The organism is Mycolicibacterium arenosum, from assembly GCF_024320865.1.
Lineage (GTDB): Bacteria > Actinomycetota > Actinomycetes > Mycobacteriales > Mycobacteriaceae > Mycobacterium > Mycobacterium arenosum.
The window spans coordinates 1-12699 of record NZ_JANDBD010000006.1; the positions used below are offsets into that span (position 1 = coordinate 1).

The window sequence follows — 12699 nt, forward strand, 5'->3', positions numbered from 1 at the left end:
GTGCCGCGGTAGCCGTTGAACGGCCGGTAGGTCACGGTGTCACCGGTTTGGGTGATCATGCCGTGGGTGGGTGCGGTGACGACGGTGATCGCGCCGAGGTCCAGCCGGGTGCCGGGGTAGGTGCTGTCGTTGGCGGTGGGCGTCGGGAACAACACCGTCGAGGTGTCCATCAGCACGGTGTAGGAGTCGTCGGCCGCGATGATCGGACTGATCACCGTCACGGTGACGGTGGTGGGGTTGCTGTCGAGTGCGCCGTCGGTGACGCGGTAGGTGAAGGTGTCGGTGCCGTTGAAGTTGGTGGCGGGGGTGTAGGTGAAGGTGCCGTTGGTGTTGAGGTTCAGGGTGCCGTGGACTGGGGGATCGACGACGGTGGCTGTGAGGGCGGTGTCGTCGTCGGGGTCGCTGTCGTTTCCGGTGACGCCGTTGGGGATTGAGACGGTGAGCGGGGTGCCTGCCAATGTCGAGTATTCGTCGGGGTTGGCCACCGGAGCGTCGTTGACCGGTGTGACGTTGATGGTGACCGTCGCGGTGTTGCTGAACCCGAAGCCGTCAGTGACGGTGTAGGTGAACGAATCGGTGCCGTTGAACTGGGCGTCCGGCGTGTAGGTGAGAGACCCGATCTGCTGTGTCAACGTGCCGTGGGCAGGTTCGCTCACTGTGGCGATGAATAGCAAGTCGCCGTCCCCGTCGACGTCGTTGCTCGTCACATTGAGCGAAGTAGCGGTGTCCTCCGTTGCCATATAGGTGTCGGGGTTGGCGACGGGGATGTCGTTGACGGCGGTGACGGTGATGGTGACGGTGGTGGGGTTGCTGTCGAAAGCGCCGTCGGTGACGCGGTAGGTGAAGGTGTCGGTGCCGTTGAAGTTGGTGGCGGGGGTGTAGGTGAAGGTGCCGTTGGTGTTGAGGTTCAGGGTGCCGTGGACTGGGGGGTCGACGACGGTGGTTGTGAGGGCGGTGTCGTCGTCGGGGTCGCTGTCGTTTCCGGTGACGCCGTTGGGGATTGAGACGGTGAGTGGGGTGTCTTCGAGTGTGGAGTATTCGTCGGGGTTGGCCACCGGAGCGTCGTTGACGGGTGTGACGTTGATGGTGACGGTCGCAGTGGTGCTCACACCCACGCCGTCGGTGGCGGTGTAGGTGAAGGTGTCGGTGCCGTGGAAGTCGGGGTTGGGGGTGTAGGTCCACGCACCGGCGTCGGGTCCGTCGTTGATCTCGGTGAGGGTGCCGTTGGTGGGCGCGGTGACCAGGTTGCGATCGAGGGTGTCGCCGTCGGGGTCGGTGTCGTTGCGCAGCGCGTCGATCAGCACCGGGGTGTCTTCGTCGGTGGTGATGGTGTCGGGGTTGGCCGTGGGGGTGTCGTTGATCGGGGTGACGGTGATCGTCACCGTTGCGGTGGCGGTAGCGCCGTCTCGGTCGCTGATGGTGTAGGTGAAGGTGTCGGTGCCGTTGAAGTTGGTGGCGGGGGTGTAGGTGAAGGTGCCGTTGGTGTTGAGGTTCAGGGTGCCGTGGACTGGGGGGTCGACGACGGTGGTTGTGAGGGCGGTGTCGTCGTCGGGGTAGCTGTCGTTTCCGGTGACGCCGTTGGGGATTGAGACGGTGAGTGGGGTGTCTTCGAGTGTGGAGTATTCGTCGGGGTTGGCCACCGGAGCGTCGTTGACGGGTGTGACGTTGATGGTGACGGTCGCAGTGGTGCTCACACCCACGCCGTCGGTGGCGGTGTAGGTGAAGGTGTCGGTGCCGTGGAAGCCGGGGTTGGGGGTGTAGGTCCACGCACCGGCGTCGGGTCCGTCGTTGATCTCGGTGAGGGTGCCGTTGGTGGGCGCGGTGACCAGGTTGCGATCGAGGGTGTCGCCGTCGGGGTCGGTGTCGTTGCGCAGCGCGTCGATCAGCACCGGGGTGTCTTCGTCGGTGGTGATGGTGTCGGGGTTGGCCGTGGGGGTGTCGTTGATCGGGGTGACGGTGATCGTCACCGTTGCGGTGGCGGTAGCGCCGTCTCGGTCGCTGATGGTGTAGGTGAAGGTGTCGGTGCCGTTGAAGTTGGCGTTGGGCGTGTAGAGCACGGAGTTGCCGCTTTTGAGGACGGTGCCGTGGGCGCCCTGGGTGATCTGGTCGACGGTTCTGGTGTCGCCGGTGTCGGGGTCGGTGTCGTTGGCTAGCACGTTGATTGGGTTGGCGATGGAATCTTCGTCGACGCTGATGGTGTCGTTGACGGCGATCGGTGGGTCGTTGATCGGGGTGACGGTGATCGTCACCGTTGCGGTGGCGGTAGCGCCGTCTCGGTCGCTGACCGTGTAGGTGAAGGTGTCGGTGCCGTTGAAGTTGGCGTTGGGCGTGTAGAGCACGGAGTTGCCGCTTTTGAGGACGGTGCCGTGGGCGCCCTGGGTGATCTGGTCGACGGTTCTGGTGTCGCCGGTGTCGGGGTCGGTGTCGTTGGCTAGCACGTTGATTGGGTTGGCGATGGAATCTTCGTCGACGCTGATGGTGTCGTTGACGGCGATCGGTGGGTCGTTGATCGGGGTGACGGTGACCGTCACTTTCCCGGTGTCACTGAGGGCGCCATCGGAGACCACGTAGGTGAACGAATCCGTCCCGGTGAAATCGGCGTTCGGTGTATAGACGTAGGCCCCGGTGGGGCCGATGGTGGCAGTGCCGTTGGCAGGGCCCGTGGCAAGCACGGCTGACAGACCGCTGGCCGGGGTGTCGACGTCGGTGTCGTTGACCAGAACATTGCCGACGGACGCATGTTCCTCGGAAGTCGATGCGGTGTCGTCGACTGCCACCGGCGGGTCGTTGATCGGTGTGACGACGACGTTCACGGTGATGGTGTCAGTGTGCCCACCGCCGGTGAAGAAGCCGGCGAGTCCGTGAACGTGCCAGGGACTGGCCGCGTCGGAGATGGTGTATTCAAAACTGTCGACGCCCGAGAAGTTGGGTGCAGGGGTGTAGGTCAACGTGCCGTCGGAGTTGAGCAGTGCGGTGCCGTTGCCCGGTTGGGTGACACCGGTGACGGTCACGATGTCACCGGTGTCGGCGTCGGAATCGTTGGCTAGCACCCGGATCGTCGTGGACACGTCTTCGGACGTGGTGACCGCGTCGACAACCGCGTGGGGTGAGTTGTTGAAGAAGGTGCGCGAGATCTCGCGCCGAACCCAGTCCAGCACCGCGAACAGCACCACCGGTGGCTGCGCTGGGCCGGCGGGGCCGGGCGCCAGGAACGGGGACAGCAGCGTGGCGACGACTGTTGTGACCACCTTCACCGCGACGCCGGGCAGACCGAATATCACGTCCACCGGTCCCGATGGCTGCGCGAGGAGGCCTGCGATGGGATCAACCGGAGGTGAAACCAGACTCTGGAGATGAAGTGAGGTGGCTCCCGCGGCAAACGATCGCAAGTCAGCGGCGCGGTCGTCCTGCACTTCAGTCGGCGACGGCGCGGAGACGGCAGCTAATGAATTATCGAAAGTCGTTGATGGCGTTGCACGTTCGTGTTCAGAATCGTCCTCATGCCGGTCGGCTGACTTGGCTGACTCGGTGGTCGCGTGGGCGGGCGGCGGCTGGACAGCGGGCGGCGTCTCCACGGGGGTCGACGGGCTCTGTGGCGTACCTGGTGTCGTGGCCGGCGTCGTCAGCACGGGCAGCGGCTCGTGCTCGGCCGGGGCGGACATCTCGGGGATCGGCGGCGCCGTGACGTCGGTGTGCTGGCCCTCGTCGTTGGTCGAGGTGTCCGATGCGCCTGAGCTGGAGTAGTCCATGGTTGGGGGCGTCGTCACCTTTTGGTACGGCGACGTGCCGTTGACGGTGCCAGGGGATGTCGGGCCGGGCGAGGGTGCCTGCGGCGTCGCCGGCTCAGGTGTGGACGAGCCCGTGGGTGCAGTGTCCGCCGCCGACGAACCGGCGGAGTCTGGCTCGTCGGCTAGAGCGAGTCCCATGCCCTGTCCCGTGGCGACCGCAGCCCCCACGCCCAAGGCGACTGCCAAGGCGCCGACCCGACCTATGTGCTGGGCGTATCCCATCGTGCTGCTCCTGTCGTGGCGAACGTGTTCGTGTCGTCACGGCAACGCAGAACAAGATCAAATAATCTGGTAGACGGCATGCGAGGCTGTGGCAGCAACATCAAACACGCGGAGCATAACTGACCGTCCGCGACCACGGCGGACTAATTGACGGCCGGGTCGAGAAATTGCTGCGGTCACACCTTCTGCTCATGCCGTCGGCCGCCAGAACCCCTGGAAACCCTGGCCCGCGTTCGTGGTGCGGATCGGCGACAGCTGCACCGGATCACCCGCTTCGATCATCATCCCGTTACCCACGACCATCGCGACGTGGCCGTCCCATACCGCGAGGTCGCCCGGCCGCAGTGACCCCTGACTGATCGCAGTGCCCACGTCCTGTTCCTGGGCCAGCCGCGGAAGGTCCAGTCCCGCTTGGTGATACGCCCACTGCGTCAGTCCGCTGCAGTCGAGGCCCACGCCCGGCGTGGTGCCACCCCAGTCGTACGGGACGCCGAGTTGGGTGAGCGCGTGGCGGACGGCGCTCGCGGCGACGGCGTTCGGCGCGGTCGACGTGGTGCCGTCGGGCAGCGCGACGGAGACGCCGCTGCCGAAGTCGCCCGCCTCGGGCGTGGCACCTCCGCGTCCGACCGCTTCGCCGAACACACCGTCGCCGAGGCCGGACCACCCCGCCTGCATCGGCGTGCCGCCGCCACCCGAACCCGACCCGACGCCGGGCATCGCGGGCGGGCTGAACCCGCCCGGCGCGGACGACTGCGGAATCGTGACCGCGGGCGACTGCACCGCAGCGGCCTGCCCGTCGAGTTCGGCCTTCAGCTCGTCGACCACCGCGTTCGCCTCGTCGATTGCCCTGCGCCCCTCGGCCGCCACCGCGCGTTCCGCCTCGGGTTCATCGAGTGCTGCCTCCAACGCCGCGGCCCGCTGCTCGAACTCGGCGGCGATGGCCTCCAGCCGGGCGCGCGCCTGCGCGACGGCCTCGCCGGCCCGCACTGTCGCCGTGCGCATCCGGTCGAGATCGGCGGCGAGGTCGTCGATCGCGGCGACGGTCTGGGCCGTCACGGCACCGGCCCGGTCCGCCGCCTGGCCCGACCACGTCGACTTCGTCGCGCGCCACGCCGCGGTCGTTTGTGCCGACAGGTCCGCCAACCGGGCTCCCGCGTCGTCGAGAACCGCGATCGGTCCCTCGCCCGCCGGCCAGCCCGGTCCCACCGTGTCGGCGATCTCGCGAATCCGCGCGCTGAGCGCCGCCGTTAACGCGCTCGGCACCCTAGGCCTCGACTTCGGTGATCGATCGGCGGTTCCGAGCGTCGGCGGCGATGTAGGCGGCGGCGTTGGCGTGCGCCGTCGCACCCCTGTCGGAGGCGATCCCGCTCAGCCGGGCCACCCGTTCGGCGTGCAGACGCACTGCGGTACCGAGCGCGCGGGTGAAGCCGGCGCCCGCGGGACCCAGCGCGTCGGGCGTCGGTTGCGCGGACGCCAGGATCACCCGCACGGCGTCGAGCGCTGCCGCATGGCCGGCCTGCGCGTCACCGAAGGCACGAATCGAGGGCGTGTCAGCGAGCATGTACTTAGGACGCAGGCCGGGACGCATCGGTTCCGTTAGGTTTGCGCGCATGGATGTGCGCGTAGTCGACCACCCCCTGGCCGCGGCGAGACTGACCGCCCTGCGGGATGAGCGAACGGACAACGCGGCCTTCCGCGCCGCGCTGCGCGACCTCACGCTGATGCTGGTCTACGAGGCCACCCGGGACGCCGCCCGCGTGACGATCACGGTGCGCACCCCGCTCGCCGAGACCGAGGGCGTCAGGCTGGCCGCACCGCCGCTGCTGGTTCCGGTGCTGCGCGCCGGCCTCGGCATGGTCGACCAGGCCCACGCGCTGATCCCCGAGGCGCACGTAGGCTTCGTCGGCATCGCCCGCGACGAGGAGACGGCGCAGCCGATGCAGTACCTGGAGTCGCTGCCAGAGGATCTGAGCGGTCAGCCGGTGATGGTGCTCGACCCGATGCTGGCCACCGGCGGATCGATGGCGCACACGCTGAAACTGCTCCTCGCGCGAAACGCGACCGACATCACCGCCGTGTGCGTGGTGTGCGCGCCGGAGGGCATCGCCGCGATCGAGCGCGTCGCGCCGGACGCCCGCCTCGTCACGGCGACCATCGACGACGGGCTCAACGACGTGGCCTACATCGTGCCGGGTCTCGGCGACGCCGGTGATCGGCAGTTCGGGCCCAGATAGCAGGGGCCGTGTTCGAGCGAATCCGCAACGCGGCCAGGTGGATCGGCATCACCATCGCCGCCGACGAGGTCAGCCCAGCACCGTCCGAAAATCCGTGACGAGGTCGCCGAGCAGAGCGTCGGCCCGCTCGCGGTCGGCCGCGAGATCGTCGCCGGGGGCGAGCCGAACCTCGAAGTAGGACTTGAGCTTCGGCTCGGTTCCCGACGGCCGGACGACCACTCTGACGGTCGCCCCGTCGCCGCCGCCGGAGAACACCAACGCGTCGGTGCGCGACTGCCCGCGTCGCTCGGCGAGGTCGTCGACGGTGACGTCGAACCCCGCCAGTCGGGTCGGCGGCGCGTCGCGCACTCGCCGCATGGTGGTGGTGTCGGCGGGGATCGACAGCGCCGTCGTGTCGTGGACGCCGTGCACGCGGGCCAGATCGTTCAGCGCGTCGTAGACCGAGCGGTCCGCCGCCCGCAGCGCGACCACCAGGTCGCATGCCAGCACCGCCGCGCTGATGCCGTCCTTATCGCGAACGGCGGACGGGTCGACGCAGTGGCCGATGGCCTCCTCGTAGGCGTAGACCAGCGTGCTGCCCGGTCGGCCGGCGTCGGCGCGAGCCAGCCACTTGAAACCGGTCAGCGTCTCCACGTGGGTGGCCCCGTGTGCCGCGGCGATGCTCGCCAGCATCCGCGACGACACGACGGTGCTCGCGACGACGGTGCTCGCCGCGATGTCGGAGTCGAGCTGCGACAGCACGTAATCGCCTAACAGCCAACCGGTTTCGTCGCCACTCAACATCCGCCAACCGTCGGGGGTCGGGATGCCGACGGCGCAGCGATCGGCGTCGGGGTCGAGTGCGATGGCGATCTCGGCGTCGGCGTACGCCGCCAGTGACAGCAGCAGGTCGGTGGCGCCGGGCTCCTCGGGGTTGGGAAACTCGACGGTGGGGAAGTCGGGGTCGGGGGAGAACTGCTCGGTGACGACGTGGACGTCGGTCACGCCGGCTTCGGCCAGCGTCAGCACCGCGGTCTCGCCGCCGACCCCGTGCATCGGGGTCAGCGCCACTCGGACGCCGTCGTCGGTGTGCCGCAACGAGGCCGCCCGCGTCCGGTACCCCTCGACGAGTTCGAGGCCGCACGCGTCGACCCGTTCTCGGGCGATGTCGTCCGGCGCCTGCGCCATCGCCGCTTCGATCTCACCGTCGGTGGGCGGCACGATCTGCAAGCCGCCGTCGAGGTAGACCTTGTAGCCGTTGTCCTGTGGCGGGTTGTGTGACGCGGTGATCTGCACTCCGGCCGCCGCGCCGCGATGCCGTACCGCGTAGGCGACGACCGGCGTCGGCACCGGATCCGGGAACAGCAGTACCGTGAAGCCCTCGGCGGCAAGCACTTCCGCGGCGGCGAGGGCGAAGTCGTCGGAGTGGTGTCGCGCATCTCGGCCGACGACGACCGTCGAGCCGCCCAGACAGCGGTCCTTGAGGACCTTCGCCACCGCCCACGTCGCGCGGGTCACGGTGTCGACGTTCATCCCGCCGGGCCCCTCGCGCATGGGGCCGCGCAGGCCCGCCGTTCCGAACGTCAATGGGGCTTCCGTCATGCGCCCATTGTGCGTGCCCCTCCCCGGCGAACGTTGGTTACCGCCACGCGAAATCGCGATCCGGCGTGGCGGTAACCAACGTTCGGCGGGGGTATGCACGCGCGTTTACTCGCCGTCGGCCAACTTTCGCAGCACGGGCGCGACGAGCATCAGCAGGTCGAATTCCAGATCGGTGAGCGTGTCGCGCATCGCGGTGTTCAGCCACTCGTCGCGTTCGGCGCGGTCGGCCTCCAGGAGCGCCGTGCCCGCGGGCGTGCTCTCGATCAGCTGGCGCCTGCGGTCGTCGGGGTCGGTCCGGCGGGCCACCAGCCCCCGCGCCTCGAGGTGGTTGATGCCGTCGGTCAGCGACTGCACGCGCACGTGCATGCGCACCGCGAGCTCGGCGGGAGTGGTGACGCCGGCCCGGCCGACTTCGCCGAGCAGCTGCTGCTGGCTGAGCGTCAGGCCGTTGTCGGAGCGGTGCCGACGAAGTTGGCGGGTCAGGGCCATGATCGCCTCCCGCAGTTCGGTCGCATTGGCGGTGTTCGAACGCATTACCAAGTTATACCTTGGTAATCATCGGCTTAACATCAGTTTGAAGAATCCAATTAGCAAGCGCATACTTGTCATTGTGTGGAAGTGGCTCCTGTTAGCGGTGACGACGGTCGCGGTGACCGTGCCACTGGAACTGCTCGGCGTACCATCGGCCGCCCTCTTCGCGGCCCTGCTCGTCGGCATCGCACTGGCGCTGCTGACGTGGGCGCCGAGGACCGTTCCCCGCAGGGCGGGTCTCGCCGCCCAGGGTGTGCTCGGTGTCTACATCGGCACGATGGTCCACAGCGACGCGCTCGCCGCACTCGGTGGTGACTGGCCGATCGTGCTCGGCGTCGCCGTGGCTACGCTGCTGCTCAGCGTCATCGCCGGCGCGTTGCTCGGGCTGCAACGCGACGTCAGCCCGCTCACCGGTTCGCTGGCGCTGGTGGCCGGGGGCGCCTCGGGTCTCGTCGCGATCGCCCGTGAACTCGGCGGCGACGATCGGGTGGTCGCCGTCGTGCAGTACCTGCGCGTCGCGGTGATCACCGCGTCGATGCCCGTCGTGGTGACGCTGATCTACCACGCGGAGAAGACCGGAAACACCGCGATGCCCACCGAAGGGCCAACGGCGCCTTGGTATCTCAGCGTCGCCATCCTCGTCGTGCTGGTGGTGATCGGCGCGGGAGTCGGCAGGCTTATTCGACTGCCCGGCGCGGGGCTGCTCGGCCCGATGGCGCTGACGATCACCCTCGAACTGACCGGCTTCGGCTTCGGACTCGCCGTCCCGCTGATGCTCGTCCAACTCGGCTATGCCGTCATCGGCTGGCAGGCCGGGGTGGCGTTCACCCGCGAATCCATCAAGGCGATCGGCCGTGCGCTGCCCGCCGCGCTCGGGTTGATCGTGGTGCTCAACGTGGCCTGCGCCGGCCTCGGCATCCTGCTGGCCGAGTCCGCCGGGCTCACGCCCCTGGAGGGATACCTGGCCACCAGCCCCGGCGGCATCTACGCCGTGCTCGCGACCGCCGTCGAAACCGGCTCGAACGTCACGTTCATCGTCGCCGCGCAGGTGGTCCGGGTTCTGCTGATGCTGTTCGTGGCTCCGCTGATGGCACGCGGTTTCGCCGCGCTCAGCCAGTGCGTCGGACGCAGGCGGGCTCAGAGCCTGCAGAGCACCTCGACCAGCAGGGAGCCCATCCGCGTCGCCGACTGACGGCCGGCCTCCAGCACCTCGGCGTGGCTCAACGGCTCGCCGGTCATCCCCGCCGCCAGATTGGTCACCATCGACACCCCGAGCACGTCCGCGCCCGCCGCGCGCGCCGCGATCGTCTCGTGCACCGTCGACATGCCGACCAGATCGGCACCGAGCGTGCGCAGCATCCTGATCTCCGCGGGCGTCTCGTAGTGCGGACCGGGCAGCCCCGCGTACACCCCTTCCGCCAGCGAGGGGTCCACCTCGCGGGCCAGCGCCCGCAAGCGCGGCGAGTACGCGTCGACCAGGTCGACGAACTGCGCGCCGACGAGCGGCGAACGCGCGGTCAGGTTCAGATGATCGGAGATGAGCACGGGCTGTCCGACCGTGAAGTCCTCGCGCAGTCCGCCCGCGGCGTTCGTCAGGACCACCGTCGACGTGCCCGCCGCGCAGGCCGTCCGCACCGGGTGCACCACATGGCGCAGGTCGTGCCCCTCGTAGGCGTGGATCCGGCCGATGAGCACCAGCACCTGGCGGCCGCCGACCGTCAGTGCCAGCACCTGGCCACCGTGCCCGGCCGCGGTCGGCGGGGTGAACCCCGGCAGGTCGGCCATCGGCACCACCGCCGACGGCTCACCCAGCTGTTCGGCGGCGGGGGCCCACCCGGACCCGAGCACCACGGCGACGTCGAACCGATCCACGCCGGTGCGGGCGAGGAGTTCCGTGGCGGCCTGCGCTGCGAGAGCCTGCGGATCAGTCACAGTGAGCGAGCGTACGGCGCGCGCGCCCCGTCCACCCGCGGTGAGATACTGCCTCAATGGCTTCAGCAACCGCATCGGCGATCGTTGAGGACGCGGTGGCCCGCAGGCGTTCCGAGCTGATCGAGCTGTCGCATTCGATTCACGCCGAGCCGGAGCTCGCGTTCGACGAGCACCGCAGCTGCGCCAAGACCAAGGCCCTCGTCGCCGAACGCGGCTTCGCGGTCACCGACGCCCCAGCGGGCCTCGACACCGCCTTCCGCGCCAGCTTCGGCAGCGGCGCTCTGGTCGTCGGCGTGTGCGCGGAGTACGACGCGCTGCCCGGCATCGGCCACGCCTGCGGCCACAACATCATCGCCGCGTCGGCTGTCGGCACCGCACTCGCGCTAGCGGAGGTGGCCGACGCCCTCGACCTGACGGTGGTGCTGCTCGGGACCCCGGCCGAGGAGGCGGGCGGCGGCAAAGTGCTCATGCTGGACGCCGGTGTCTTCGACGACATCGCCGCGACGGTCATGCTGCACGCGGGTCCGCTGGACATCGCCCGCGCCCGCTCGCTGGCGCTGTCCCAGGTCGCCGTCACCTACACCGGACGCGAGGCGCACGCCGCCGTCGCACCGTATCTCGGCCTCAACGCCGCCGACGCGATCACCGTCGCGCAGGTGGCGATCGGTCTGCTGCGCCAGCAGATGGAACCCGGTCACATGGCCCATGGCATCGTCACCGAGGGCGGCCAGGCCACCAACGTGATCCCCCGTCGGGCGCAGATGGAGTACACGATGCGCGCCAACGACGCCGGGTCGCTGCGCACGCTCGAGAGCAGGATGGCCGACTGCTTCCTCGCCGGCGCCATCGCGACGGGGTGCGATCACGACGTCAGCGAGACCGAACCGGCGTACCACGAACTCACGCCGGACACCTGGCTGGCCGAGACGTTCCGCAGCGAGATGGTCCGCATGGGTCGCACGCCGGTCGGTACCGACGTCGAGGCGCTCCTCCCGCTGGGCAGTACCGACATGGGCAACGTCACCCAGGTGATGCCCGGCATCCACCCGATCGTCGGCATCGACGCCGACGGCTCGTCGGTGCACCAGCCGGGGTTCGCCGCGGCGGCGGCCGGGCCCAGCGCGGACACCGCGGTCATCGAAGGCGCGATCATGTTGGCGCGCACCGTCGTCGGCCTTGCCGAGACGCCCGCCGAGCGAGATCGCGTGCTCGAACTGCACGCGCGAAGGGCGGCGTCATGAGCCTGCAGGAGCACACCGAGGCGTGGCTCACCGCGCACCACGACGACCTGATCGCCTGGCGCCGGCACATCCACGCCCACCCCGAACTCGGGCGACAGGAGTTCGCCACCACCCAGTTCGTCGCGGCCCACCTCGCCGACGCCGGCCTCAACCCCAAGGTGCTTCCCGGCGGAACGGGCCTGACGTGTGACATCGGGCCCGAGCACGGCCCGATGGTCGCGCTGCGCGCCGACATGGACGCGCTGCCGATGCCCGAGCGCACCGGCGCGCCGTACGCGTCGACGGTGCCCGGTGTGGCGCACGCGTGCGGACACGACGGCCACACCGCGGTGCTGCTGGGCGCGGCCCTGGCGCTCGCCTCGGTGCCCGAACTGCCCGTCGGTGTGCGGCTGATCTTCCAGCCCGCCGAGGAACTGATGCCCGGCGGCGCGATCGACGCGGTCACCGCGGGGGCGCTGACCGGCGTGTCGAGCATCTTCGCCCTGCACTGCGATCCGCGGCTGGCGGTCGGCAGGGTCGCCACCAAACCCGGCCCGATCACGTCGGCGGCCGACCAGGTCGAGATCACCGTGCTCTCGCCGGGCGGTCACACCTCGCGGCCGCATCTGACGGGCGACCTGGTGTACGCGCTCGGCACGCTGATCACCGGGGTGCCGGGGGTGCTGTCGCGTCGTGTCGACCCGCGCAACGGCACGGTGATGGTGTGGGGCGCGGTCAACGCCGGCGTCGCGGCCAACGCGATCCCGCAGACCGGCACGCTGGCGGGCACCATCCGCACCGCCAGCCGGGAGGCCTGGGTGGCCATGGAGGACCTGGTCGGCGAGATCGTCGCGGCACTGCTGGCCCCGCTGAACGTGGAGTTCAGCGTGCACTACCGCCGCGGGGTGCCGCCGGTGGTGAACGACGAGACCGCCACGCGGATCCTCACCCACGCCATCGAGTCGGTCGGCGAGGACGTCCTCGCCGACACCCATCAGTCCGGTGGCGGCGAGGACTTCTCCTGGTACCTCGAGGAGGTGCCCGGTGCCATGGCCAGGCTTGGCGTCTGGTCCGGCCGCGGCCCGCAACTCGATCTCCATCAGCCCACCTTCGACCTCGACGAGCGGGCCCTCGCCGTCGGCGTGCGCGTGCTGGTCAACATCGTCGAGCAGGCCGCCGGATACTGAGCCG

11 protein-coding genes are annotated in these 12699 nt (G+C 69.4%); 5 read left to right on the top strand and 6 right to left on the bottom strand.

The annotated features are described in order from the left end of the window. Positions 1-3281: Ig-like domain-containing protein (locus tag NM203_RS15310; protein ID WP_255060869.1), on the bottom strand; the 3281-nt coding region annotated here is incomplete at its 3' end. A gap of 235 nt (positions 3282-3516) precedes the next feature. Here NM203_RS15310 and NM203_RS15315 point away from each other — a divergent pair. Beyond that, on the top strand, positions 3517-3744 hold the full coding sequence (locus tag NM203_RS15315) for a hypothetical protein (RefSeq protein WP_255060870.1): 228 nt from the start codon (positions 3517-3519) through the stop codon (positions 3742-3744). Positions 3745-4199: 455 nt separating this feature from the next. Here NM203_RS15315 and NM203_RS15320 read toward each other — a convergent pair whose 3' ends face one another. Then, on the bottom strand, positions 4200-5273 hold the full coding sequence (locus NM203_RS15320) for a C40 family peptidase (RefSeq protein WP_255060871.1): 1074 nt from the start codon (positions 5271-5273) through the stop codon (positions 4200-4202). 1 nt (position 5274) lies between these two features. Beyond that, a complete protein-coding gene (locus NM203_RS15325) occupies positions 5275-5571 on the bottom strand; it encodes a hypothetical protein (RefSeq protein WP_255060872.1) in 297 nt (98 codons plus the stop codon). A gap of 49 nt (positions 5572-5620) precedes the next feature. On the opposite strand from NM203_RS15325, the gene upp reads away from it, so the two are divergent. Beyond that, positions 5621-6244: a uracil phosphoribosyltransferase gene (upp, locus tag NM203_RS15330; RefSeq protein WP_255060873.1), complete on the top strand. Its 624-nt coding sequence runs from the start codon at positions 5621-5623 to the stop codon at positions 6242-6244. Between the two features lie 69 nt (positions 6245-6313). On the opposite strand, the gene NM203_RS15335 is transcribed toward upp, so the two are convergent. Continuing rightward, positions 6314-7825 (bottom strand): phospho-sugar mutase, encoded by a 1512-nt coding sequence (locus tag NM203_RS15335; RefSeq protein ID WP_255060874.1) that lies wholly within the window; start codon positions 7823-7825, stop codon positions 6314-6316. A gap of 105 nt (positions 7826-7930) precedes the next feature. Continuing rightward, complete coding sequence (locus NM203_RS15340) at positions 7931-8359, bottom strand: MarR family winged helix-turn-helix transcriptional regulator (RefSeq protein WP_255060875.1); 429 nt, start codon at positions 8357-8359, stop codon at positions 7931-7933. Between the two features lie 76 nt (positions 8360-8435). Between NM203_RS15340 and NM203_RS15345 the strand changes: the two genes are divergently transcribed. Continuing rightward, positions 8436-9548 carry an AbrB family protein gene (locus tag NM203_RS15345; protein ID WP_255060876.1) on the top strand — a complete coding sequence of 371 codons (1113 nt, stop codon included), beginning with the start codon at positions 8436-8438 and terminating at the stop codon, positions 9546-9548. Here NM203_RS15345 and NM203_RS15350 read toward each other — a convergent pair. Then, positions 9494-10288 (bottom strand): purine-nucleoside phosphorylase, encoded by a 795-nt coding sequence (locus NM203_RS15350; protein ID WP_255060878.1) that lies wholly within the window; start codon positions 10286-10288, stop codon positions 9494-9496. The two genes, NM203_RS15345 and NM203_RS15350, sit on opposite strands and share 55 nt — an antisense overlap. 56 nt (positions 10289-10344) lie before the next feature. On the opposite strand from NM203_RS15350, the gene NM203_RS15355 reads away from it, so the two are divergent. Then, positions 10345-11529 (top strand): M20 family metallopeptidase, encoded by a 1185-nt coding sequence (locus NM203_RS15355; RefSeq protein ID WP_255060879.1) that lies wholly within the window; start codon positions 10345-10347, stop codon positions 11527-11529. Then, the gene (locus tag NM203_RS15360; protein ID WP_255060880.1) at positions 11526-12695 is read left to right on the top strand and encodes an amidohydrolase; all 1170 of its coding nucleotides are present in this window, start codon (positions 11526-11528) and stop codon (positions 12693-12695) included. The genes NM203_RS15355 and NM203_RS15360 overlap by 4 nt, the downstream gene beginning before the upstream one ends. The last annotated feature ends 4 nt before the right edge of the window (positions 12696-12699 follow it).

Excerpts from the sequence above, each read along its gene's own strand:
- NM203_RS15325 (WP_255060872.1), bottom strand. The coding sequence starts at position 5,571 with ATGCTCGCTGACACGCCCTCGATTCGTGCCTTCGGTGACGCGCAGGCC.
- upp (WP_255060873.1), top strand. The coding sequence starts at position 5,621 with ATGGATGTGCGCGTAGTCGACCACCCCCTGGCCGCGGCGAGACTGACC.
- NM203_RS15335 (WP_255060874.1), bottom strand. The coding sequence starts at position 7,825 with ATGACGGAAGCCCCATTGACGTTCGGAACGGCGGGCCTGCGCGGCCCC.
- NM203_RS15340 (WP_255060875.1), bottom strand. The coding sequence starts at position 8,359 with ATGCGTTCGAACACCGCCAATGCGACCGAACTGCGGGAGGCGATCATG.
- NM203_RS15355 (WP_255060879.1), top strand. The coding sequence starts at position 10,345 with ATGGCTTCAGCAACCGCATCGGCGATCGTTGAGGACGCGGTGGCCCGC.
- NM203_RS15360 (WP_255060880.1), top strand. The coding sequence starts at position 11,526 with ATGAGCCTGCAGGAGCACACCGAGGCGTGGCTCACCGCGCACCACGAC.